21 protein-coding genes are annotated in these 22,513 nt (G+C 72.3%); 11 read left to right on the top strand and 10 right to left on the bottom strand.

Annotated elements, in window-relative coordinates; translation table 11 throughout:
• Positions 1–77 precede the first annotated feature (77 nt).
• Together ORG17_RS00525 and ORG17_RS00520 are read right to left on the bottom strand one after the other, a co-directional pair.
• Positions 78–737 (bottom strand): response regulator transcription factor, encoded by a 660-nt coding sequence (locus ORG17_RS00525; RefSeq protein ID WP_214526578.1) that lies wholly within the window; start codon positions 735–737, stop codon positions 78–80.
• Positions 734–1,900 carry a sensor histidine kinase gene (locus ORG17_RS00520; RefSeq protein WP_176707925.1) on the bottom strand — a complete coding sequence of 389 codons (1,167 nt, stop codon included), beginning with the start codon at positions 1,898–1,900 and terminating at the stop codon, positions 734–736. The genes ORG17_RS00525 and ORG17_RS00520 overlap by 4 nt, the downstream gene beginning before the upstream one ends.
• A gap of 129 nt (positions 1,901–2,029) precedes the next feature.
• On the opposite strand from ORG17_RS00520, the gene ORG17_RS00515 reads away from it, so the two are divergent.
• Both ORG17_RS00515 and ORG17_RS00510 read left to right on the top strand, forming a co-directional pair.
• Positions 2,030–2,221, top strand: coding sequence for a hypothetical protein (locus tag ORG17_RS00515; protein WP_176707924.1), 192 nt, complete (start codon positions 2,030–2,032; stop codon positions 2,219–2,221).
• A 174-nt stretch (positions 2,222–2,395) separates the two neighbouring features.
• Entirely contained in the window at positions 2,396–2,815 is a 420-nt protein-coding gene (locus tag ORG17_RS00510; protein ID WP_372443719.1) for a GNAT family N-acetyltransferase, read from the top strand.
• A gap of 33 nt (positions 2,816–2,848) precedes the next feature.
• Here ORG17_RS00510 and ORG17_RS00505 read toward each other — a convergent pair whose 3' ends face one another.
• Together ORG17_RS00505 and ORG17_RS00500 are read right to left on the bottom strand one after the other, a co-directional pair.
• Complete coding sequence (locus tag ORG17_RS00505; protein ID WP_071248868.1) at positions 2,849–3,787, bottom strand: serine hydrolase; 939 nt, start codon at positions 3,785–3,787, stop codon at positions 2,849–2,851.
• Positions 3,787–5,751: a M13 family metallopeptidase gene (locus tag ORG17_RS00500; RefSeq protein ID WP_214526576.1), complete on the bottom strand. Its 1,965-nt coding sequence runs from the start codon at positions 5,749–5,751 to the stop codon at positions 3,787–3,789. Before ORG17_RS00500 ends, ORG17_RS00505 begins: the two co-directional genes overlap by 1 nt.
• 81 nt (positions 5,752–5,832) lie before the next feature.
• Here ORG17_RS00500 and ORG17_RS00495 point away from each other — a divergent pair, with 81 nt between their 5' ends.
• From ORG17_RS00495 to ORG17_RS00460, 8 genes are all read left to right on the top strand, one after another.
• Entirely contained in the window at positions 5,833–7,170 is a 1,338-nt protein-coding gene (locus ORG17_RS00495; protein ID WP_071248865.1) for a uracil-xanthine permease family protein, read from the top strand.
• A gap of 183 nt (positions 7,171–7,353) precedes the next feature.
• On the top strand, positions 7,354–8,664 hold the full coding sequence (locus tag ORG17_RS00490; RefSeq protein WP_214526575.1) for an MATE family efflux transporter: 1,311 nt from the start codon (positions 7,354–7,356) through the stop codon (positions 8,662–8,664).
• Between the two features lie 35 nt (positions 8,665–8,699).
• Complete coding sequence (locus ORG17_RS00485; RefSeq protein ID WP_214526574.1) at positions 8,700–9,917, top strand: lipopolysaccharide biosynthesis protein; 1,218 nt, start codon at positions 8,700–8,702, stop codon at positions 9,915–9,917.
• Positions 9,918–9,971: 54 nt separating this feature from the next.
• Positions 9,972–10,223 (top strand): hypothetical protein, encoded by a 252-nt coding sequence (locus ORG17_RS00480; protein WP_071248852.1) that lies wholly within the window; start codon positions 9,972–9,974, stop codon positions 10,221–10,223.
• Positions 10,208–10,516, top strand: a complete 309-nt coding sequence (locus ORG17_RS00475; RefSeq protein ID WP_071248849.1) for a hypothetical protein — start codon at positions 10,208–10,210, stop codon at positions 10,514–10,516. Before ORG17_RS00480 ends, ORG17_RS00475 begins: the two co-directional genes overlap by 16 nt.
• Positions 10,517–11,029, top strand: coding sequence for a hypothetical protein (locus tag ORG17_RS00470; RefSeq protein WP_214526573.1), 513 nt, complete (start codon positions 10,517–10,519; stop codon positions 11,027–11,029). It abuts the gene before it with no gap.
• Positions 11,022–11,786 carry an ABC transporter ATP-binding protein gene (locus ORG17_RS00465; protein ID WP_214526572.1) on the top strand — a complete coding sequence of 255 codons (765 nt, stop codon included), beginning with the start codon at positions 11,022–11,024 and terminating at the stop codon, positions 11,784–11,786. Before ORG17_RS00470 ends, ORG17_RS00465 begins: the two co-directional genes overlap by 8 nt.
• Positions 11,783–13,222 (top strand): hypothetical protein, encoded by a 1,440-nt coding sequence (locus ORG17_RS00460; RefSeq protein WP_214526571.1) that lies wholly within the window; start codon positions 11,783–11,785, stop codon positions 13,220–13,222. Before ORG17_RS00465 ends, ORG17_RS00460 begins: the two co-directional genes overlap by 4 nt.
• A gap of 43 nt (positions 13,223–13,265) precedes the next feature.
• Here the strand turns inward: ORG17_RS00460 and ORG17_RS00455 are convergent, their stop codons facing one another.
• Complete coding sequence (locus tag ORG17_RS00455; RefSeq protein ID WP_214526570.1) at positions 13,266–14,399, bottom strand: substrate-binding domain-containing protein; 1,134 nt, start codon at positions 14,397–14,399, stop codon at positions 13,266–13,268.
• 115 nt (positions 14,400–14,514) lie between these two features.
• On the opposite strand from ORG17_RS00455, the gene ORG17_RS00450 reads away from it, so the two are divergent.
• Positions 14,515–15,798, top strand: a complete 1,284-nt coding sequence (locus ORG17_RS00450; RefSeq protein WP_214526569.1) for an MFS transporter — start codon at positions 14,515–14,517, stop codon at positions 15,796–15,798.
• A 1-nt stretch (position 15,799) separates the two neighbouring features.
• Here the strand turns inward: ORG17_RS00450 and ORG17_RS18200 are convergent, their stop codons facing one another.
• The 5 genes from ORG17_RS18200 to ORG17_RS00425 form a co-directional block, all read right to left on the bottom strand.
• Positions 15,800–17,323: a helix-turn-helix domain-containing protein gene (locus ORG17_RS18200; RefSeq protein ID WP_214526568.1), complete on the bottom strand. Its 1,524-nt coding sequence runs from the start codon at positions 17,321–17,323 to the stop codon at positions 15,800–15,802.
• A complete protein-coding gene (locus tag ORG17_RS00440) occupies positions 17,320–18,414 on the bottom strand; it encodes a DUF917 domain-containing protein (protein WP_111055261.1) in 1,095 nt (364 codons plus the stop codon). The genes ORG17_RS18200 and ORG17_RS00440 overlap by 4 nt, the downstream gene beginning before the upstream one ends.
• 106 nt (positions 18,415–18,520) lie before the next feature.
• Positions 18,521–19,645, bottom strand: coding sequence for a DUF917 domain-containing protein (locus tag ORG17_RS00435; protein WP_111022442.1), 1,125 nt, complete (start codon positions 19,643–19,645; stop codon positions 18,521–18,523).
• Positions 19,642–20,811, bottom strand: coding sequence for a DUF917 domain-containing protein (locus tag ORG17_RS00430; protein ID WP_214526567.1), 1,170 nt, complete (start codon positions 20,809–20,811; stop codon positions 19,642–19,644). Before ORG17_RS00430 ends, ORG17_RS00435 begins: the two co-directional genes overlap by 4 nt.
• Complete coding sequence (locus ORG17_RS00425) at positions 20,808–22,364, bottom strand: hydantoinase/oxoprolinase N-terminal domain-containing protein (RefSeq protein WP_214526566.1); 1,557 nt, start codon at positions 22,362–22,364, stop codon at positions 20,808–20,810. The genes ORG17_RS00430 and ORG17_RS00425 overlap by 4 nt, the downstream gene beginning before the upstream one ends.
• Between the last annotated feature and the right edge of the window lie 149 nt (positions 22,365–22,513).

Here is a 22,513-nt window from a genome sequence, read left to right as displayed (position 1 = left end):
CAATGCTCCGAGCAACGCTCCGTCCGGCCGTCGTCCCGTCGGAGCGACGGACCTACTGCGTCCGCAGTAGGTCCGGGTCAGTCGACGAGTCCGGCGCGGTAGGCGAGTGACACCAGCTGCGCGCGATCACGGACGCCGAGCTTCGCCATCGCGCGGTTGGCGTGGGTCTTCACGGTGTAGGGCGAGACGAACATCTCCCGGCCGATCCGGTCGTTGTCGCCGCCGCGGGCGATCGCCACCACCACGTCGTGTTCACGCGGGGTCAGGGCTCGGAGACGTTCCTGCGCATCGGTGTCGATGACGCGGTCGGACTGGGAGCTGACCTGCGCGATGACCGCAGCCTGCGCAGCCGCGGAGAGTGCTCCACCACCGAGGACGACCTCGTTGATGCCCGCCACGAGCTCGCGGGGTCCGACGGTCTTGCCGAGGAAGCCGTTCGCACCGGCCCGGAGCGCCGAGACCACGATCTCGTCCTGCTCGAACGTCGTCAGGATGACGATTCGGAGCTGCTCGGCGGAGAACCGCTCACGGAGGCGGCGCGTGGTCTCGACGCCGTCGATCCCCGGCATCCGCACGTCCAACAGGACGACGTCGACCGTCGTCGTCTCAAGGAACCGCAGGGCCTCGAAGCCGTCGCCGGCCTCGCCGACGACAGTGAGGTCGTCGTGCGCCTCGAGGATGGTGCGGAGCCCGACGCGGATCATCGCCTGGTCGTCGACCAGCAGGATCGTCGTCACGACAGCTTCCTTCCGTCCAGCGCCAGCACGGCGTGCACGACGAACCGATCGGGTCGCTCGTCGACGTCCAGTGTCCCGCCTGCGGCCCCGACGCGTTCGCGCATGCCCACGAGCCCGAACCCCGAACCCTGCGTCTGCTTGGTCCGCGGCGCGCGTGGGTTGTCGGAGACCACGTGGAGTCGCCCCTGCTCGGCGCGGACGGTGATCGTGACCGTGCCGATCCCGTACCGGTGCGCATTGGTCAGTGCCTCCTGCACGACGCGGTACACGGTGACCTCGACCACGGGGGCGACCGGTTCGTCCGGCAGCTCGACGTCGGAGACGACGTCGAGCCCGATCGATGTGAACGACGACACCAACGCGGGCAGCGAGCCCAGTCCGGCGACCGTCTGGTCGGGAGCGGTGTCCCGTGACCGGAGGAGCTCGAGGATCTGCTGCGTCTCGGCGGTGACCATCCGCAACGCCTCTCGCGCGTCACCTGCGGCGCGTGCTGCCGTCACCGGGTCGCGGTCGACGGTGACCTCGACCGCACCCAGGTGCATGCTCGCCACCGCGATCTGGTGACCGACGACGTCGTGCAGGTCGCGGGCGATGCGCAGCCGCTCGGCGTCCACGCGTCGGCGGGCTTCGAGGTCCCGTGACGCGATCGCCTCGCGGGCTTGCTCCCGCAGGGCCGACCAGTACCGGAGCTGTGCCCAGACCGCAGCCCCCGTGGCTCCGGCCGCCGCACACGCCGCGACCGCCGCCAACGCGTCGGGACTGACCAGACCCGCGCCGGACTCCACCGCGACCACGAGGTAGAGCGGCAGCGCGGTCGCCACGACCATGCGGAACGGGGCCGCACCGCGGAGGGTGACGGAGAACAGCGCGAACACCACGATCGTCCACCCCACGATCGGGTCCCACCCCTGCACCGCTGCAACCGCACAGCCGATCACGGTGAGCAGCACCCCCGGCCACGGGTACCGACGAGCCACGGCAACACCGGCGATGCCGAGCAGCACACCGAGCAACGGGAAGACACCAGCGCCAGCGACGACGACTCGGACGATCTCCACCGCTGCACCGGCCACGGCGAGACCCGCGGCCAGCTCGGGCAGGAGCGCCGGGGACCGGAGCCACCACGGGTTCGGTGGCAGCACGAGATCGCCGTCGTTCGTCATCCCCCGAGTCTCCTGCCTCCACCCCACCGGCACGTACTGCGGACGCAGTAGGTTCGACGATCCGCGACGACGACGAGGCACCGTGTCCCGATCCGGAGGATTGGCACCAACCCCACCGGAAGGCACCCCATGACGACGACCGCTCCCCGTTCCGCACCGACGGCGCGACGGCACTCCCTCACCCGCGCACCGCAGCTCACCGCGTGGGCCGCCCTGATGGGTGTCTCCGAGGTCGTCCGCTTCGCCGGGTTCATGACCCTGCTCGTCGCGATGGGCGTCGAAGCCGGCGCCCGACGCGTGATCGACCACGAGGAAGCGTGAGCATGCGTCCCATCCGCCCCGAGGACATCACGCTCCCCGACACCCGACCGATCGACATCACCGCGTACCTGCGCGAGGTCGAGTCCGGCGGGGCGGACTCCGCCGATCGCTGACGGTCACCCCGGTGTGATCCCGAGGCCGCATGATTCGTCCGGCTCGGGCACGATGGGCACCGTGACCACCACGATCAGCGACGAACGACCGGGCATGGACGAGCTGGTGGCGCTGTACGATGCCGTCGGGTGGACCGCGTACACGCAGGACCCCGCAGCCCTCACAGCGGCGATCGCCGGCTCGCACACCGTGCTGACCGCCCGCGACGGCGACGGACACCTGCTCGGCCTGCTCCGCACGGTCTCCGACGGGGTGACGATCGTGTACGTGCAGGACGTCCTGGTCCTGCCGTCCGCGCACCGGTCCGGCATCGGCGGTGCACTCCTCGACGCCGTCCTGCAGCGGTACGCCGGTGTTCGCCAGACGGTCCTGCTCACCGACGACGAGCCGGGCCAGCGGGCGTTCTACGAGTCATGTGGCTTCGTGGAGGCCCACGACGTCGGACCGCAGCCGCTGCGCTCCTTCGTGCTCCTGCGCTGAGCGACGGCGGCGAGCGGCGAGCGGCGAGAGGCGTCAGCGACGGGCCGGGGCGTGCACCGCCTCGAGCACCTCGGTGCCCATGGTCCGCAGCGCCTCGACGACGGCCAACCGCCGCTGCAACGAGGCGTCGTCGAACGTGACGGTCACGGCGTAGCTGACCGACGACCCGGGCCCCCGCAGGATCCCCGCCTCGGCCCGCACGCCGGTGCTCGACCCGGTGACCGCGACGACCTGTAGCCCGTGGTCGAGCGCACGGTGCGCCAGGGGGTCGAGCCCGAAGGACCCGGCGACCAGGTTCAGGTCACTCGCCAGGGACAACCAGCCGAGCACGCGGTTCGACACCGCCTCGTCGACGACCTCGCCGAGCGCCAGTCCGCGCATCACCCACGACAGCTCCCCGGTCGGTGCGACGGAGGCGTCGGGGGCGTCATCCGGGCCGCGGCGGTCCCGCACGCGGTCGATCAACGCCGTGCGCTCGATGCCCAGGGACTCCGCACGCTCGCGGACGGCGTCGATGCCCACGGTCGACAGCAGTGCGTTCATGGCCCAGGCGTCGGCGGTGGCCCCGACCAGGGTCGCCAGGTCCGGCACCTGCATGGTCGGCTCCTGCAGGAACTGCCACAGGCCGGCACCGGTCGCGGTGTCGCGGGCCATGCGCTGCAGGCGGTCACCGTGCAGGCGGCCGTCCTCGAGCTGGGCGGCGACCTCGATGAGCAGCAGGACGCGACCCAGGCTCGCGACCGGCTGCACCAGGGTGTCGTCGATCGCGAGCAGGGCCTTGCCGCTGGAGGTGTCGATCACCGAGGCGCTGACCCCGGCGCCCTCGAGCGCGAGGGCGCCGAGGGCCTCGGTGGTGGCGGTGAAGCGGTCGTCGGACCGGCCGCTGTGCCGCCCACGACCGCGGCCGCCACCTGCTGGGCGGTCGTCCGGTCGCCGGCGGCGCGACGACCGGGCCGCGTCCGGCTCCGTCATCACCAGATCGCGACGCGCTCGGCGGGGTCGAGGTACATCGCGTCCTGCTCGGTCACGCCGAAGGTGTCGTACCAGACGTCGATGTTCCGCACGACCTGGTTGCAGCGGAACTCGTTGGGCGAGTGCGGGTCGATGCTCAGCAGACGAGCCGCCTCTTCCGGGCGGATCGCCATGCGCCAGGCCTGTGCCCAGCTCAGGAAGAAGCGCTCGGCACCGGTGAGGCCGTCGACGACCGGGGGCTCCTGGCCGTCGAGCGACAGCAGGTACGCCTTCCACGCGATCGACAGGCCACCGAGGTCGCCGATGTTCTCGCCGATCGTCAGGGCACCGTTCACGTGGCTGTCGGGCACCTCGGTCGGTACCAGGGCGTCGTACTGGGCGATGAGGGCCTTCGTGCGCTCCTCGAACGCCGCGCGGTCGGCCTCGGTCCACCAGTTCTCGAGCTTGCCGTCGCCGTCGTACTGCGACCCCTGGTCGTCGAAGCCGTGGCCGATCTCGTGCCCGATGACGGCACCGATCGCGCCGTAGTTCGCGGCGGCGTCGCGGTTCGCGTCGAAGAACGGGAACTGCAGGATGGCGGCCGGAAACACGATCTCGTTGAAGCCGGGGTTGTAGTACGCGTTGATCGTCTGCGGGGTCATGAACCACTCGTCGCGGTCGATCGGCTTGCCGATCTTGCCGAGCTCGCGGTCGACCTGGAACGAGGCGACCGCGCGGACGTTCGCGACCAGGTCGTCGGCACGGACGGGCAGCGCCGAGTAATCGCGCCACTTCACCGGGTAGCCGATCTTCGGCGTGAACTTGTCGAGCTTGTCGAGCGCACGGGCACGGGTCTCGTCGGTCATCCAGTCGAGCGCGGTGATGCTCTGCCGGTACGCCTCGACCAGGTTGGCGACGAGGTCGTCCATCTTGGCCTTCGAGGTCTCGTCGAAGTGCTCCTGCACGTAGATGCGGCCGACGGCCTCGCCCATCGCACCCTCGACCAGCGAGACGCCACGCTTCCAGCGCTCGCGCTGCTTGGGCGCACCGGTGAGTGCGGTGCCGTAGAACGAGAAGTTCGTGGCCGAGAACGCACTCGTCAGGTACGCGGCGGACCCACGGATGACCTGCCAGCGCAGCCAGTCCTTCCAGACCTCGAGCGGCTGGTCGTTCAGCAGGTCGGCCAGGCCGGTGATGAACGAGGGCTCGCGCACCACGACGGTCTCGAACGCACCGGCGGGGGCGTCGATGGCCTGCCACCAGGTCTGCAGGTCGACGCCCTTCGCGAGCGCGGCGACCTCGGCCCAGGGCAGCTTGTTGTAGGTCTTCTGGCTGTCACGCGTGGTGACGTTGTCCCAGTGCTGGGCGGCGAGCGCCGTCTCGAGCGCGATGACGTGCTCGGTGCGGGCGCCGCCGTCGTCGAGGCCGGCGAGCGGGAACATCGCCGCGACGAACTCGCGGTACTTCTCGCGGATGTCGGCGAAGCGGTCTTCGCGGTAGTACGACTCGTCGGGCAGCCCGAGGCCGGACTGCTCCAGGAACACGACGTACGACTCGGGGTCGCCCGGGTCGTTGTCGACGAAGAGCTGCAGGAAGCTCGGCAGGCCGATGCGCTCGAAGCGGCCGACGGCGGCGATGACCTCGGGCACGGACTCGATGGCGGTGATCTCGGCGAGCAGGTGCTCGATCGGTGCGGTGCCGAGCTCCTCGAGTCGCGCTTCGTCGGTGAACGAGGTGAAGAGGTCACCGACCTTGCGCTCCTCGGTGCCGGGGGCGGCCTGCTGCGAGCGCTCGATGATGTCGCGCACGGCGATCTCGGCGGCTTCGGCCAGCACCGTGAAGGAGCCGTACCGGGCCTTGTCGTCGGGGATCGGCGTCGCCTCGATCCAGGTCCCGTTCACGTGGCGGTACAGGTCGTCCTGGGGGCGCACCGCGGGGTCGAGTTCGTCAGTGTGGATGCCGGAGGCACGTGCGACGTCGGTCATGCGGTCCACGATAGCCACCGACCCCATGGGGCAGGTCGATCCGGGTCGTCACCGGCACACGGCTGCCGGTACGGTCATCGCATGGGACTTCCGTGGAAGCTGCACGGAGACGGCAAGACCGTCTCCGCGACGACGATCGTGGCACCCGACGAACGGCTCACCTGGCCCCGGACGATCGGCCTCGGGGTGCAGCACGTCGTCGCGATGTTCGGCGCCACGTTCCTGGTGCCGCTGCTGACCGGGTTCCCGCCGTCGACCACGCTGCTGTTCAGCGGCATCGGCACGATCCTGTTCCTGCTCATCACGGGCAACCGCCTGCCGAGCTACCTCGGCTCGTCGTTCGCGTTCATCGCCCCGATCGGTGCGGCGACCAAGATCGGCGGCATCCCGCTCGCCCTGTCCGGCATCATCGTCGTCGGTGCGCTGCTCGCGATCGTCGGGCTCGTCGTGCACCTGGCCGGCGCCGGGTGGATCGACCGGCTGATGCCCCCGGTGGTCTCGGGCGCGATCGTCGCCCTGATCGGCTTCAACCTGGCTCCGGCGGCCCGCGACAACTTCACGGCGGCCCCGGTCATCGCGCTCATCACCCTGGCGGCGATCATCCTGGTCACGGTCCTGTTCAAGGGCCTGATCGGCCGGCTGTCGATCGTCATCGGTGTGCTCGTCGGCTACGTCGCGGCGCTCATCGGCGGCCAGGTCGACTTCTCGAAGGTCGACGCAGCACCGTGGATCGGTCTGCCGGAGTTCACCGCTCCCGCCTTCGACCCGTCGCAGCTCGCGATCTACCTGGCGTTCGTGCCGGTCGTCCTGGCACTGGTCGCCGAGAACGTCGGCCACGTCAAGGGCGTCGGGCAGCTGACCGGCCGTGACCTCACGCCGCTCACCGGTCGCGCGCTCTTCGCCGACGGCATCTCGACCGTGCTGGCCGGCGTCGGCGGCGGCTCCGCCACCACCACCTACGGCGAGAACATCGGCGTCATGGCCGCCACCCGCGTCTTCTCCACCGCCGCCTACTGGGTCGCCGCCATCGCGGCCGTCCTGCTCGGCCTGTCGCCGAAGATCGGCGCCGTCATCTCCTCGGTGCCGGCCGGCGTGCTCGGCGGCGCCACCACCGCGCTCTACGGCCTGATCGGCGTCATCGGCATCCGGATCTGGGTCGAGAACCGCGTCGACTTCTCGAAGCCGAAGAACCAGTTGACGGCCGGCATCGCCCTGATCATCGGCATCGCCGACTTCACGTTCCGCTTCGGCCAGGCGAGCTTCGGCGGGATCATCGTCGGCACCATCGCAGCGATCGTCGTCTACCACGTGATGGACGTCATCGGCCGGGCCCGTGGCACCGACGAGCCGTCGACCGAGGTCGCCGACCCCGCACACGCCGCCACCGGCGCCGTCCCCGCGGAACCGCGCGCCGACTGACGCGAGTGGTCGGCCGGAACGCGCGTCCGGCCTGACGACGTGGGACCACCGGACTGGAGGCCCGTGGCGGACACGGCCACGGGCCTCCAGTCCGTCACGGGGTCGCGTCCACCCCGCCCGGCGACGACGACGGGTCGGCATCGCCGACAGAATGGGTCGGTGCACCGACCGACGCGACCCGCTGTGACCGCTGAGCGGCGCGCGGTCGACCGCGACATCGTGCGACTGGCGGTGCCCGCGCTCGGAGCGCTCGTGGTCGAGCCGCTGTTCCTGCTCACCGACACCGCGCTCGTCGGGCACCTCGGGGCGACACCGCTGGCGGCCGTCGGGCTCGCGAGTGCCGTGCTGTCGACGGTGACCGGGCTGCTGGTGTTCCTGGCGTACTCGACGACCCCGGCCGTGGCACGTGCGCTCGGTGGTGGCGACCGTCGCGGAGCCGTGCACGCGGGCATCGACGGGATGTGGCTCGCGCTCGTGCTGGGGGTGGTGCTGGCGCTGGTCGGGTGGCCGCTCGCCGGGCCGCTCGTCGACCTGTTCGGCGCCTCGGCCGAGGTGTCGGCCGCGGCGACCGCGTACCTGACCATCTCGCTGATCGGGCTGCCGGGCATCCTGGTGGTGACCGCCTCGACCGGACTGCTGCGTGGGCTGCAGGACACGAAGACCCCGCTCGTCGTCGCGACCATCGGGTTCGTCGCGAACGGGTTGCTCAACGCCGTCCTGATCTACGGCGCCGGCTGGGGCGTCGAGGGATCCGCCGCCGGCACCGTCATCGTGCAGTGGGCGATGGCCGTCGTCTACGTGCGCATCGCGGTGCGGGCCGCTCGGTCGTCGGGGGCGCCGCTGCGACCCGGCGCCTCGGGCGTCGCCCGGGCCCTGCGGTCAGGGGCATGGCTGTTCCTGCGGACCGCGTCGCTGCGGATCGCGATGCTCGCGACCGTCGGGGCCGCTGCCGGGCTGGGGACCACCGGGTTGGCGACGACCCAGGTCGGGCTGACCGTCTTCTCGACGCTGGCGTTCGCGCTCGACGCCCTGGCGATCGCCGGGCAGGCGCTCGTCGGACACGGACTCGGCGGACGTGACCCGGAGCGGGTGCGACTGGTGACGCGACGGCTCGTGCTGCTCGGGATCGCCGGCGGAGTGGTGCTCGGGGTGCTGACCCTGGCCGTGAGCGGGGTGCTCGGGCCGGTGTTCTCGGACTCGCAGGCGGTGCGGGACGCCCTGCCCGTCGTGCTGGTGCTCATCGCGGTCGGGATGCCCGTCGCCGGGTACGTCTTCGTGCTCGACGGGGTGCTGATCGGCGCCGGCGACGCGCGGTACCTGGCCATCGCCGGAGGCCTGAACCTCGTCGTCTACCTGCCGCTGCTCTGGTGGGCCGGTGGGACGCTCGCGGGGTTGTGGGCGGCCTTCGCCCTCGGGTACATCGGGGTCCGGGCGGTGACGCTCGGGGTGCGGGCGCACCGGCGCGGCTGGGTGGAACAGGCGTTGGCGCGGTGAGCGGGTCTGCTCCTTCTGCCGCACCGTCGTCCTCGGTGGCTTCGTCGGCCGTGCTCGCCACGGTCGGCATCGGGGTGCAGGGCATCGCGAAGCTGCTCGTGACCATCGTCGTCGGGCGGGTGTTCGGCACCGAGACCCTCGGGCAGACCACCGCCCTGCTGTCGCTCTCGGTGTTCGTCGCGCTGCTCTGGCCGAACGCCGCGGGCAACACTGCGTCGCGGTTCCTGGCGATCGCGCTGCGGGGTCGACGGTCGGACGCCGCGGTGAACCGGCTGCTCGGGGTGTCCATGCTGGTGTCGAGCGTGGTGCTCGCGGCGGTCACCGTGCCGATCGCGCTGGCCTGGGGCAACGGCCCCGGCATGGTGCTCGGTGGTGCCGCGGTCGTCGTCGGCTACGGCCTCTACTGCTACGCCCGCGGCGCGCAGCTCGGCTACGACCGGGCCCCGCGGGTCGCGCTCTGGGACTCCGTGACGAGCGTCCTGGCGCTCGGACTGCTCGTGGTGGCCTGCGTCGCCCGCCTCGAGCCCTTCGTGCTGCTGCCCCTGGCCATCGGGTACACGGTGTTCGCGATCGCGTGCTGGCCCCGGGGCAACGGCTTCTCGCCGGCTTCGCGCGAACCCGCTACCGGGGTGCTCGGGTTCGCAGCGTGGAACGTGCTGGCGGTCGTGACGTCGAACGGGTTGCTGCAGTTGACGATGATCTCGGCGCAGGTGACGTCGTCGGCGCACGACGCCGGTGTCTACGCCGCCGCGTTCACCCTGGCGACGCCGGCGTCGATGCTCGGGCAGGCGTTGGGGCAGGTGCTCGTCCCGGCGTTCGCGCACCGGACCGATGGTGGATCGCTGCGCTCACGTGGGGCACTGCTGCTCGTCGTCGGGTTCGCTGCTGCGTCCGCCGTCGTCTTCGGCCTGGTCGCCCTGCTCGCCGGGTGGTTCCTGCCGATTGTCTACCCCGCCGAGGGCGCCGCTGCCGTCGCGGACCTGCGGTACCTGATGGTCGCGGTGTGGGTGTTCACCGTCGGGCTCGTACCCGCCGCGTTGCTGCTCGCTGCCGGACGCTCCCGACAGGTCGCCCTGGCTTCGGTTGCCGGGTTCGTCGTCGGCGCTGGACTCATGGCGGTGCTCGGGCCCGTCGCCGGTGTCGCGGGTGGGACCACCGGATTCCTGGTCGGGAGTGCCGTGAACCTGGTTGCGGTGGTGGGCGTCGGGGTGCGGCGGCGATCGCGATCTGCGATACCTGACTCCATCGATTGACAGCGTGGCACTCGGGGTGCAGTGTGTGACATGTCAGTCAACGAAGGAGATGTCATGACCGCTTTGTCACCACACGCCACCGCCGCCCGTCTCTCCCTGACGGACGCTTGGCGATCCTCACACCCGGCCGTCCGGACGAACAGCGTCATCCCGATCATCATCGTGGTCGCGATCGTCGTGCTCCTCGCACTCGGCGCGACCGTGGTCATCGGTGCGGTCGCGCTGTGCGCCGCGAACGGCGGGGTCCTCGACTCGGTCGTCAACCTGTCCTCGTGGGAGGTGCGGGTCACATGCCACAAGCTGTAGCAGCCAAGCGTGCAGGGCTGTACGCGGCGCTCGGGGGCCTCCTCGGTCTCGTCCTCGGCGCTGTCGTCGACGGCGCGATCTGGTTGTGGGCGTTCGCGTCCGCTCTGAACGGCGACGGGCCGACGTCCTTCGGACCGATCGTCGAGGTCTCCGGATCGGCGGATGCGGTCACCGCGGTCGGTGGACCGGGACTGCTCATCCTGCCACTCGGGTTCGCGCTCCTCGGCGCCGTCGGAGCAGGGCTGGCCGCCCGACGACGCGGTGCCCGACGCACTGTCGCTCCGCTCGGGTAGGTGCTCGCAGCACGGTCCGACGCCTGGGTCGCGGCAGTGACCGCCGCGACCCGGGCATCCTGGCGGTTGGTCGTCGCCGTGTCCGGTGTCGTCCTCCTGCCAGCGACCACGATCTCCATCATCTCCGCGGCGTCCTTCGGCAGCGGGACGGTCATCCCGTTGGTGCTGTCGTTCATGCTGTTCGCGTTGTCGCCCTTCATCCACGAGCTCGCACACGCCGCGGCGCACGTCGCTCTCGCTGACCGGGAGCGGTCGATCGTCGTGGGCGTCGGCCGGTGGGGTTCCGGGCAGATCATCCGGTGGACCCTGCCCCGGACCGACGACGGCCTCGTCGCGATCGCCGGGCCGCTCGCGGCGACGGCATCCGGGTTCTTCGTCCTCGCGCTGCCCCTGCCCTACCTCATCGCCTATCCGATCGCAGCACTGTTCATGGTGCACCTCCTGAGCCTCACCCGCAGCGCTCCAGACGGGCACCAACTCCGTACCGCACTGCAAGGAGCTCCCGATGCTTGACCTCCAGGCCGTCTCGAAGTCGTACGGGCGGCACGCCGTGCTCAGGGACGTCTCCGGCACGGTGAACGCCGGCGAGGTGGTCGCGCTCGCCGGTCCGAACGGTGCAGGGAAGAGCACGCTCATCCACATCGTCACCGGCTTGACCAGGCCGTCCGCTGGCGTGGTCCTCGTCGGCGGCGTGCCCGTGTCGGCCGGTGGGCACACGGGCATCGGGTTCTGTCCTGACGACTTGCCGATGCCCGAGCTGCTGACCGGACACGAGTACCTGGACTTCGCAGAGGCCCTGCACGGATCCCGCGTGGGGCGACGGCACCGTGAACGACTCCTGGAGTGCTTGCACCTCGAGGACGCTGCGGCTCGCCTCGTGTCCACGTTCAGCCACGGGATGAAGCGGAAGCTCCAACTGCTCGCGGCGCTCCTGCGGGCCCCGAGCCTGCTGGTCCTCGATGAACCGCTGCGCGGTCTGGATCCGGAGTCAGCCGCGCTCCTGCGAGCGTTGATCGGCGAGTTCGCACGCCAAGGAGGCGCGGTCCTGCTCTCCACCCACGACCTGGCCTCTGCAGAGTCGATCGCCTCCCGGATGCTGATCCTCCAGCAGGGCCGGCTCCGGATGGACGAGCGCGTCGACGCCATGACACAGCACGGCAGATCGGTCGAGGACGTGTTCCTCGAGATGACCGGGATCCAGGAGTCCGTTGCCCGGTCGAGCAGGCGCTTCATCGACACGCTCGCCCGCGCGGAGCGGTCGCGGCGATGAAGGCGACCGTCGCGGTCGCGCGTACGACCGTCCTGGTCCTGCGGCGACACCTGGTGCAGAGCGTCGGCGGGCGACTGGCGGCCTGGCTGCTGGCGTCGTTGCTGGGCATCGCCGTGGTTTCGTACAACTTCTTCGCCTACGAATTCCTCACCCGGTTCCTGCCCGCGGACCTGCCGACGTCCTCCCTGATCAGCGGTGACGTCCTGGTCGACGCGTTCACCGCGGCACAGGTCACCACGGCGGGCGGCATCGCGGTCCTCGTCCTCATCGTGGCACCTGGCCACTCGGAGCTCCGGACCGCCGCGCAGGTGCTCTCGGCGAGACGGTTCCATGCACGGGTCGGGGAGTCGCTGCCGTTCACCCTCCTCGTCGTCCTCGCATCGCTGCTGCTCGCCATCGGACCGGCCGCGTACCTGACGTCCCTGGTCGGCAAGGGCCCACTGTCGTTCGCCATCCTGCTCGGGGTGAACGCGGCCACCGCCGTCGCGGTGGTGCTCGTCGGTGAACTGGTGCGGCTGCTCTGCACGGGCGCCCGGCTCGCCGCCGCGACGTCGCAACTCGGGGTGGCGCTCGCGGCCGTCACCCTGGTGGCCCTCGCCGTGTACGACTCGACCGCGTCTGCCCGCGAGAACCGCACGCCGTCCACAGCGACCTGGGTCGACGCGGTCACCGGCGGGCACGGTGTCGATGGGTCCGCAGCTGCGACGGCGTTCGCGGGCCTCTCCGCCGCGGTCCTGACGGCGAGCGTCCTCGGCACCCGGTTCGCGCAACCGACAGAACCGATCAGTCAGCCGCACCGGCTCGTCACGCTGCGGCACGCGCTGCCGACGCACGTGGGGTGGCTCGGCCGGGAAACCGCGATGGCCCTCAGGCAGCCCCTCGCGCAGATCTCCGGGACCGTGTCGTTGGCGGCGATCGTCCTCCTGGGCATCGCGGTACGCGGAGGGGCGCTGCCGCTCGCGACCGCCGTCGTCGCTGCCGGCATGGTCGCTGCCGCACCGCTGGAACTGGCATGGGCACGGGTCGCGCGGTGGGCGTGGATGTACCGGAGTACCGGGATCAGCGCGACGCACATCGTCGCGACCCAGCTCGGGGCCGGCGCGCTGCCGGCGCTGCTGCTCTCGGCCGTCTTCTACACGGCGGTCGGGGCGCCTCCGACGGCAGCGGCGCTCGTGCACCACCTCGCGGTCCTGGCAGCGGCCACCGCGATCGCGTACCTCGCCGGGGTCCTCGTCCCCGCCGACAGCACTGTGCCGGCCGCCGTCGTGGTGACGTCGACGGTCGCCGTCACGGCGGAATCCGTCCTCATCTGGGTCGGCGGCCAAGCGGACGGCGCAGGGCCGTGGTTGCCTTCCCTGCTCTTCTCCGGAGCCGCACTCCTCGCTGCCGTCGCCGCAGTGCTGCGCGTCGCTCGTCGGCTCGACGCCGACGGATGACAGCGGTCCTGCACCCCGCTGGCGTAGCGACACGGTGCCCGTGTCAGCGGGTGTCTGATCCCGGCGGCGGCCCCGTCGTGTCCCCCACCCGCAACTCCGACGTGAACGACGCCGGTTGTGGCTCTGCGCCTTCGAGCATGGCCAGGGCGGCACGGGCAGCAGCCTGGCCCTTCTGCACGAAGGGCTGCACCAGGGTGGTCAGGTGCCGGATCGGGGTGCGGTGGAGCAGGCTGTCGTCCACCGTGATGCCGTCGAAGCCGACGACGCTGACGTCCTCGGGGACACGGAGTCCGGCATCGAGTGCGGCCGAGATGACCCCGACGGCGATCAGGTCACTCTGCGCGATGACGGCGGTGGGGCGGGGGCCGTCCGGCGCGAAGAGCTCGGTGCCTGCGAGACGTCCCTCTTCCACCGAGCTGCCGGCGGTCTCGATGGCGACGGCGTCCGGGTAGACCTGGCGCACACCACGCAGGCGTTCGAGCGTGGTGAAGGCGATGCCCTCGTCCTGCCGAGCTGCGTCGATCGGGCCACGGCGGCGTGCGGCATCGAGGGGCAGGGTCACGACGGTCACGTCCCGGTGGCCGAGCCCCTGCAGGTACTCCGCAGCACGTCGTGAGGCATCGCGGTTGTCGAGCTGGACGGGGACCGCGCCCTCGATCTCGTCCGCCTCGATCGCGACAACGGGGATCTGCCGACGGCGCAGCACCGCGACCGCGGGGTCGATCCGGACGTTGCACCCGACGAGCACGACGGCGTCCATCGGGGCGTCGACCAGCGGGCCGGCACCCTGCTCGTCGTCGAGCGGACTCCGGACAAGCAGCAGTGAGGCACCTGCGGCGCCGGCGACCTCGGCGATGCCGTCGAGCGTCAGGACGTTGACCGGGTCACGGAAGGCGTCGCTCAGGCGCTCGTCCATCACGACGCCGATGACGCCGGAACGACCGCGGCGCAGCGAACGGGCACGGGGATCGGGGCCGCCGTAACCCAGGTCGGCGGCGGCGGCGAGCACGCGGGCCTTCGCGTCCTCGGACACCGGGCCGAGACCACTGAAGGCGAGCGAGGCCGTCGACGGCGCGACCCCGGCAGCACGGGCGACCGCTGCCAGCGTCGGGCGCGACGAACGGGTGACGCCGCCGCGGGAAGGCGACGCGCCGGGTCCTGTTGCCGGTTCGTCCATCGCCCGTTAGCGTAGCCGGAACGAGCAGTCGAATCGATTCGACAGCCGCAAGACCAGCACCGACACGCACCAGAACGCGCAGCACCGAGCGCGCCGCAGCACGATGGGAACCACCATGACGACGCCGTCCACCCGCACCGTTCCGACCACCAAGGCCTGGATCATCGCGGTGTTCGTGGTGTTCACCCTGTCCGGGCTCGACATCGCGACGTGGCTGGGCCGGATCCCGAGCGTCCGCGACTCCCTGGGGGCGAGCACGTTCGAGATGGGCCTGCTCGTGCTCGGCATGGCCGTCGGTTCCATCGGCGGTCTGACCTTCGCCGGGCACATCGTCGCGAAGCTCGGTGCCCGTCGGGGCGTGCAGGTGGCTGCGGCGTGCCTGGCGGTCGGGATGATCTTCGCGGGGGTCGCGGTCACGCTCGGGTGGGGCTTCGCCGCGATCTGGATCGCGCTCATCGCGTTCGGCTTCGGCAACGGCCTGTGCGACGTGTCGATGAACGTCTCCGGTGCCGCCGCCGAGAAGGCCGGCGGACGCACGATCATGCCGCTGTTCCACGCCGCGTTCAGCCTCGGCACGCTCGCCGGCGCAGGCCTCGGCGCCCTGGCCGAGAAGCTCGAGATCCCGGTCTCGTGGCACTTCATCGTGCTCGTCGTCATCACGAGCGCCGCCATGCTCGTCGCCGTCACGAAGTTCCAGGACGAGCACCGCTTCGAGCAGCCGGTGTCCACCGACACCAGCCCGGTCGCGACGCCGCTCACCCGCTGGCAGGTCTGGGCACAGCCCTCGACTCTGCTCATCGGCGTGATCGTGCTCGGCATGGCGCTGGCCGAGGGGTCCGCGAACGACTGGCTGCCCCTCGCGATGATCGACGGCCACGGGCTCGACAACGCCGGCGGTGCCGCCGTGCTGACGGTGTTCCTGGCCGCGATGACCGCCGGCCGCGTGGCCGGCAGCCCGCTGATCGACAAGTTCGGCCGCGTGCCGATCCTGCGCATCAGCGCCGCCGTCGCAGTGGTCGGCCTCGGGATGCTCATCTTCATCGACAACGTGCCGCTCGCGATCGTGGGCGTCGTGCTCTGGGGCCTCGGCGCGAGCCTCGGCTTCCCGATGGGCATGTCCGCCGCGGCCGACGACCCCCGCACCGCGGCCGCCAAGGTCAGCGCCGTCGCGACGATCGGCTACGTGGCGTTCCTGGCCGGGCCGCCGCTGATCGGGTTCCTCGGTGAGGAGATCGGCCTGCTCGGTGCGCTGCTGATCGTCTTCGTGTTCATCATCGCGGCCGGCCTGGCCTCGGGTGCAGCGCGCGAGACCGGTGCCGCCGCCCGGCCCGCCCGCGGGACCGAGAAGACGAGCGGGACCCCGAAGCGCGAGACCGAGAAGTCCAGCAACAGGAACTGAATCAGCCGCCGTCGCCCGCCCGCCCCCGCGTCGCCAGGTGCAGGGCGAGCCGGGTCTCCGGGTCGGACAGGTCCACCCCGAGCAGCCGCTCCACCCGCGCGATGCGGTCGGACACGGTGTTCCGGTGGACCCCGAGCACCGCGGCGGTCTCGGCGATCGACGACTCCGCGTCCAGGTAGGCGGCGAGCGTCGTCAGGAGTGCCCCGCCACCGCGCTCGAGCGGTGCGAGCAACTGCCGTGAGGCCGGCAGGAACGTGTCCGTCTGCGTCCACGCGAGCAACAGCTGCGCGAGCCCGAGCCGGTCGACGTGCACGAAGTGCCCCGACTCCGGACGGCTGGCGGCCAGACGGGCGGCGTCGCCGGCCTCGCCGAGCGTCCGGACCAGCCCGGCAGGGCCCGCCTGCAGACTGCCGACGCCCACGTTGGTCTCCACGGTGGTGCGGAGCGTGTTCTGCGCGCGCCGCAGCCGACCCGCGATGTCGGCCACTGCCTCCCGGCCGGGTTCGTCGGGTTCCGACAGCCACAGCACCCAGCCGTCCGCCTGTTCGACGACGACCGCGTCGAGTCCCTCGGCGCGCACCGCGGCGTCGACCTGCTGGCGGAGCGCGACCAGGTCGACGCCCTGCCGCGCGACCACGCGCGCCCCGACGTGCCAGGCGTCCAGCCGCCACCCGGCGGCGATCGTCCGCTGCACGAGCTGCGGGGCGGGCGCCCCGTCGGCCGCGCGGAGTTCGTCGAGCATCGCCATCCGGTAGCGGGCGTCACGCTCGTCGTCGAGCCGGGTGAGCAGCAGCCGGTGCCCGACGGCGACGGCTGCCACCCGCAGGGCACTCGCGACCACCTGCTGTTCGGCGGCGATCGGGACGGGCAGGCCGACGGCCAGCCAGGCGCGCGGTCCGATGCCGGTGCCGACCGGGATCGCCACGAGCGTCTCGTCGACGCCCTCGGCGGTCAGCACGTCGCTCGTGCCTGCACGGCGGACGAGCACGGCGCGGGCCGCGTCGTCGACCGCGGGTCCGCGGAGTGCCAGGCCCGAGGCGTCGAGGAACCGCACCGGGTGGCCGAGCGACCGGTCGAGCCGGGCGAACAGGTCGTCGAGTTCGGGGCCGGCGTCGAGCGCGACGCGGGAGGCGTCGAGGGCGGCCCGGGCCGCCGGCCCCATCCCGGTGCCGATGAGTTCGTGCAGGCGGACCGAGGTCGCCCACGGGTCCGGGGTGGCGAGCACGGCGACGCCGAGCCGGTCGGCGAGCGTCGTGGTGCCGGGGCCGAGTTCCAGCGCCCCGTCGACGACGAGCAGGGTGGTGCCGGCCGCGGACGCCCGGCGCAGCAGCACGTCGAAGCGCGCGTCCGCGCGGTCGACGGGGGTGAGCAGCGCGACCACGTCGTCGCCCTGCGACAGGAACCGGCCGACCTGGTCGGGGGTCCCCACGACCCCGCGGACGCTGCGGACCGCGGTGCTGCCGGCGCCGACGAGCAGGCGGGTGCCGGGCGGCAGGAGCGGGAGGAGGTCGCCGACGGCGTTCACGCGAGCACCTGGCCCACGGCCTCGGGAACGACGTCCGCGTCGATGCCGAACGCCCGCGGTCCCATGCGCGCGGTGCGGTCGGGGTCCGCCCACCACCACGGTGCCGACGGCAGCACGAGCACCGCGAGTTCGTTGCCGACCCGCGTGCGGTCGGTCGCCACCGGCGCGAGCGAGCGCGCGTCGACGACGGTGATGACGCTCGGGGTGCTGGCGACCGGCAGGCCGTCGACCAGGCAGTGCACGTACTCGCTGCCCGCCTCGACCCGGGCGACCGCACCGGTGCCGGCGTCGCGGATGGCCAGGCTGCTGCGCACGAACGCGAGGGCGTCACCCTCGCGCTGGACGTCGATGACCCGGCCCTGCGCGACGACCCGGCCGCCGATGAGCGCGGCGAGTTCCGCCGCGTCGCGTGCGCCGCCCGCTGCGCGTCCGATCCGGAGGGCGCGCTGCACGCTGCCGACGACGGCCCGCTCGCGCAGCAGCGCGACCGGGACCGGGCCGATCGCGAAGGCCGCCCAGCCGCCGCTGTGCGAGACGGCCTCGCGCCAGACGGTCTCGACGTCGTGCGGGTGCCGGGCGTCGACGACGATCCGCAGGCCGCTCGTGGTGGCCGCCGCTGCCGTGACCGTCGTGGTCGGGCCGACGAAGACCGACAGCTGGTCGATGCGCGGGACCGCGCGGCCGACCAGGTCCGCGTCGACGAGCGGCAGTCCGGCGGCGTGAGCGGTGAGGGCCGCGGCCGGTCCGGTCACGCCGCCGATCTGCGCGGCGACGACGGCGTCGGCACGGGTGCCCGTCCAGCGTTCGACCGCCGCGAGCGCGGCCGGCAGCTCCTCACCGCTCGGCATCTTCTCCTCGAGCACGGTGGTCGACCCGATCAGCCCGACGGCCACCACCGATCCGAGCGCGGGGTCGTCGAGGTCGACGACCGGCACGCTGCGATCGCCGAGCGCGAAGCGGAGCGCGCTGACCATGTGGTCGACGCGGCCGCCACCGCCGCAGCCGAGCAGGGCGGTGCCGCGTCCGAAGACGGTCGCGTCGTCGGCCTGGAGGCCCGCCACACCGCCGCCCCGCCGCTCACCCTGGTCCATGGGTCCATTCTGCTGCCGTGGTCGCGTCTCGGGGCCGGAGCCCGGGGCCGGGGGTCGGGGGTCGGGTGCACGGGCCGGCCGCCGGGGTCGGCGCGCGGCCCGTTCGTCAGCCGACCGCCGGGGCAGCCGGGCGGACGTGCTCGTGCAGGTCCTCGACCGGGACGAACGGTTCGTCGAGCCCGAAGCACGACGGCCCGAACACGGCGAGCGCCTCCGGGGTCCGCATCAGGTCGGGCGTCGAGATGCCGATCACCCGGACGCGCTGCCCGAACCGCAGGCGCTCGGTGGTGATCGGCTCGGCGGTCTCGGCGTCGAGGACGCAGATCAGGTCGGGCACGACGGCGACGAGGCGGCCGTCCCGCCGGGCGACGAGGTTCTCGTTCTGGAACCGGAGTTCGAGCTCGGACCCGTCGGTCCCCTGCACGGTGGCACGACCGCGGGCGAACCCGTCGACCGTGCGTCGCTCGACGTCGACGACCTTGCCGTCGAACAGCTCGCGCAGGTGCGTGTAGATCGTCGTGCCGAGGGCCTCGGCGAGCGCGTCGATGGGGTCGCGGTGGGCTTCGCGGGCAACTCGGATGGCCCGACCGACGGCGAGTGCCAGGGAGAGCGTGCGCGGGACGGCGGTCTCCTGCACCTGGCGGCCGGACATCGCGTACTCGGCGATGTATGCGACGCCGCCGAGCCGGATGGTGACCCCGCGGGCGAGCCACTCCATCTTCTTGTTGTCCGTGCCGGTCTCGATGATGACCCCGTGGCCGTTCTCGTCGCTGATCGCCAGTGGACTGCCGGGGACCCCGTAGACCGAGAACGTCTCCATCTGCAGCTCGGGGAACGCGCGGCCCATGCCGTCCGCGTCGACGACGGGCAAACCACCGGTTGCACCGACGAGCAGCGGGATCATCGAGTTGATGCCGCCGCACTCGATGGGCATCGTGGCGGTCGCCGTCCGGCCCAGGTGGGCCTCGAGCCGACGGAGGGCACCGAGCGGTTCCGGTCCGGCGGGGATGCGTTCGAGCACCACGGTCGGTGCGCCCATCTGCGCGGTGGGGATGACGAGGGCGTCGTCGGGCACCTCGGACGGGTCGAGGATCGTGACGGGGCCGTGCTGTTCGATCGCGGCACGGACCAGGAGCATCCCGATGGTGGGGTCGCCTCCGCCGCCGGTGCCGAGCAGCGCGGCGCCGCGGGCCAGGTCGGGCAGGTCGTCGACGTCGAGGATCCAGCTCATCGGTGCGCTCCCGTGCTCGTCTCCCCCGCGCTCGTGGTGCCGTCGTGGCGGACCGCGGGGGTGTCGTAGCCGAAGTACCGCGGGCCGGCCAGGCGCAGGCCGTCCGGGGAGTGCCAGCGCTCGTCGGCCGGTGCCGTGACGATCCGGATGCGGGCGCCGAAGCGCAGGGCCTCGGTGGTGATCGGCTCGCCGGTCTCGGCGTCCAACGTGATGATGAGGTCGGGAGCCGTGGTGCGGACCTGGCCGGCCACCTCGACCAGCAGGTGCTCGTTCTGGAACCGGAGCACCGCCTCCAGGCCGGTGTCGCTGCCGGAACCGGCGATGCGGGCCGTGCCACGGGCGAACCCGGTGACGGTCTTGCGCTCGATGTCGGCGACCTTGCCCTCGAACACGATCGTGCCGCCGAGCACCTCGGTGACCGCCGCGACGGGGTCCGCGTTCTCGCTGCGTGCGCGGACCAGCGTCTCGCCGAGCCGGACGCTCAGCGACAGGCTGCCGCGGACGAACGACTCCTTCACCTGCGCGCCGGACATGGCGTACTGCGCCGTGATCGCGGAGCAGCCCATCTCGACCGTCGCCGTGCGGGCGAGCCGTTCCGCCCACCGGTTGTCCACCGTGTCGAAGACGACCGTGTTGCCCTTCTCGTCGGCCAGGGCCATCGGTGTCGCGCTGACCCCGGACAGGGTCGGCAGCACCATCTGCACCTCGGGGAACGCGCGGCCCATGCCGTCGCCGTCGACCAGGGGCAGGCCGAGCTCGGCCGCGGCGACGATCGGGGTCGTCGAGTTCACGCCGCCGACCTCGATGCAGGCCAGGTGGGTGGGGGTGACCCCGAGGAACGCCGACAGGCTGCGGACGGCCTCGGCGAACTGGCCGGCGGACGGCAGCTTCTCGACCATCACGGTGGGTGCGCCGATCATCGCGACCGAGAGCACCACGGCGTCATCGGGCAGGTCCTCGACCTGGACGATCTCGACCGGGCCGTGGGCGCGGACGGCGGCCTCGGCGAGCAGGCGTCCGATGTAGGGGTCACCGCCGCCGCCGGTGCCGAGGATCGCGGCGCCGCGGGCGAGGGCGGAGCAGTCGGCGCCGATGGCGGTGAGGAGGGGTGCTGCGGGCGCGGCTTGTGCGGCTGCGGCGCGGGGCGCGGCTTGCGTGGCGCTCATCGGACCAGCGCCCCGAGCGCCAGGTCGCCGACGGCCTTGGCGCGGATCCGCGTCGCGTTGCCCGGCAGGTACGGGATCGGGACCTCGTCGAAGTCGACGATGTCCACCGAGCCGGGGTCGGCGCCGGCCGCGATGGCACGGTCGACTGCCTCTTGCCGGGCCTCGTCGACCACGGCGGACCGGCGGCCGTCGCTGATCGCGTAGACCTTGTCGACCTCGCCGCTGACCTGCGCGATCGCCGCACCGATGGCGTTGGCGACCGAGTAGTGCTCCGGGCGGTGCACGGTGCCGAGTCCGGGCAGGGTGTCGGGCAGCAGCACCGAGCCGCCACCGACCGCCACGACGGGCAGCGGGTCGGACGAGGTGCGCATCCGTTCGACGATGTCGGCGACGCGCTCCGCGATGACGTCGAGCGCGCGGGCGGCGACCTCGGCCGGCACCCCGGCGACGAGCGACGGGTCCCCGATCGCACCGCGGCCACCGCGGACGGCCACGTCGGTGGCGGTCAGGGTGGTACCGCCGAAGACCAGGCCCTCCTCGGTCAGGCGGTACCCGACGGAGTCCGGGCCGACGACGCTGCCGTCCTCGTGGATGCGGGAGCCGCCGCCGATGCCGACGGACAGGACGTCGGGCATCCGGAAGTTCGTGCGGATGCCCGCGACGGCGACCTCGCCGGTGGCCTCACGCGGGAAGCCCGCGGTCAGGACGCCGACGTCGCTCGTCGTGCCGCCGACGTCGACGACCGCGCAGGTGTCGAAGCCCGACAGCACCGCTGCGCCACGCATCGAGTTCGTCGGGCCCGAGGCGAACGTCGCGACCGGGTAGCGACGGGCGTACTCGACGTCCATCAGGGTGCCGTCGTTCTGGCTCAGGAAGAGCGGTGCGTCGATGCCGCTGCCCGTGACCGACCCGGACAGGCCGTCGACGATGCGGTCGGCGAGCTCACGGAGCGCCGCGTTGATGATCGTCGCGTTCTCGCGCTCGAGCAGGCCGATGCGACCGATCTCGGACGACAGCGAGAACGCCACGTCCGGCCCGAGCTCGGCGGCCATGATCTCCTGCGCGCGCTGCTCGAACTCGTCGTTGATCGGGGAGAACACCGACGAGATCGCGACGGAACGGATGCCCGCCGCCGCGATGGCACCGGCGTGCCGCTTGAGTTCCTCGGGGTCGAGCTCCGAGATGACGCGGCCGTCGAACTCGTGGCCGCCGTGGGCCAGGAACGGCTGCGCGTGCACGGCCGACACCAGGTGCCCGGGCCAGTCCGTGAACGGGGGCAGCGACGCCGTCGCCGGCAGGCCCAGACGGACCGCGGCGGTCGGGGCGAGGCCGCGTGCCTCCACCAGGGCGTTGATGAAGTGGGTGGTGCCGATCATCACGCCGTCGATGTCCGTGGGGCCGAAGGCGTGCTGCTCGCGCAGGCCGTCGAGCGCGGCGACGATGCCCGAGGTGACGTCGGGGGTGGTGGACCGCTTGACCGCCGCACGGACGGTGCTGCCGTCCATCAGGACGGCGTCCGTGTTGGTGCCGCCGACGTCGATGCCGATGCGCATGGGGGTTCCCTTCGGTGGTGCGGGTGCGGGTGCGGGTGCGGTGGTGCGGGTGCGGGGTGCGGTGGTGCGGGCGTGGGGAGGTGCTTGTTCGTGGGGTGGTGCTTGTTCGTGGGGACCGGCCGCGCCGTCGCGCGGATCAGGGGTGCGGC

The sequence above is a fragment of the Curtobacterium flaccumfaciens pv. betae genome, from assembly GCF_026241855.1.
In the GTDB taxonomy this organism is placed as follows: domain Bacteria; phylum Actinomycetota; class Actinomycetes; order Actinomycetales; family Microbacteriaceae; genus Curtobacterium; species Curtobacterium flaccumfaciens.
Note: the sequence above shows the minus strand (reverse complement) of the source record. Positions and strands in the feature narration are given on the sequence as shown.

What these genes read in the sequence shown, in the direction of transcription:
- ORG17_RS00520 (WP_176707925.1), bottom strand. Translation starts at nt 1,900, where the DNA reads ATGACGAACGACGGCGATCTCGTGCTGCCACCGAACCCGTGGTGGCTC.
- ORG17_RS00515 (WP_176707924.1), top strand. Translation starts at nt 2,030, where the DNA reads ATGACGACGACCGCTCCCCGTTCCGCACCGACGGCGCGACGGCACTCC.
- ORG17_RS00505 (WP_071248868.1), bottom strand. Translation starts at nt 3,787, where the DNA reads ATGACGGAGCCGGACGCGGCCCGGTCGTCGCGCCGCCGGCGACCGGAC.
- ORG17_RS00500 (WP_214526576.1), bottom strand. Translation starts at nt 5,751, where the DNA reads ATGACCGACGTCGCACGTGCCTCCGGCATCCACACTGACGAACTCGAC.
- ORG17_RS00495 (WP_071248865.1), top strand. Translation starts at nt 5,833, where the DNA reads ATGGGACTTCCGTGGAAGCTGCACGGAGACGGCAAGACCGTCTCCGCG.
- ORG17_RS00480 (WP_071248852.1), top strand. Translation starts at nt 9,972, where the DNA reads ATGACCGCTTTGTCACCACACGCCACCGCCGCCCGTCTCTCCCTGACG.
- ORG17_RS00475 (WP_071248849.1), top strand. Translation starts at nt 10,208, where the DNA reads ATGCCACAAGCTGTAGCAGCCAAGCGTGCAGGGCTGTACGCGGCGCTC.
- ORG17_RS00465 (WP_214526572.1), top strand. Translation starts at nt 11,022, where the DNA reads ATGCTTGACCTCCAGGCCGTCTCGAAGTCGTACGGGCGGCACGCCGTG.
- ORG17_RS00460 (WP_214526571.1), top strand. Translation starts at nt 11,783, where the DNA reads ATGAAGGCGACCGTCGCGGTCGCGCGTACGACCGTCCTGGTCCTGCGG.
- ORG17_RS00455 (WP_214526570.1), bottom strand. Translation starts at nt 14,399, where the DNA reads ATGGACGAACCGGCAACAGGACCCGGCGCGTCGCCTTCCCGCGGCGGC.
- ORG17_RS00450 (WP_214526569.1), top strand. Translation starts at nt 14,515, where the DNA reads ATGACGACGCCGTCCACCCGCACCGTTCCGACCACCAAGGCCTGGATC.
- ORG17_RS00440 (WP_111055261.1), bottom strand. Translation starts at nt 18,414, where the DNA reads ATGGACCAGGGTGAGCGGCGGGGCGGCGGTGTGGCGGGCCTCCAGGCC.
- ORG17_RS00435 (WP_111022442.1), bottom strand. Translation starts at nt 19,645, where the DNA reads ATGAGCTGGATCCTCGACGTCGACGACCTGCCCGACCTGGCCCGCGGC.
- ORG17_RS00430 (WP_214526567.1), bottom strand. Translation starts at nt 20,811, where the DNA reads ATGAGCGCCACGCAAGCCGCGCCCCGCGCCGCAGCCGCACAAGCCGCG.
- ORG17_RS00425 (WP_214526566.1), bottom strand. Translation starts at nt 22,364, where the DNA reads ATGCGCATCGGCATCGACGTCGGCGGCACCAACACGGACGCCGTCCTG.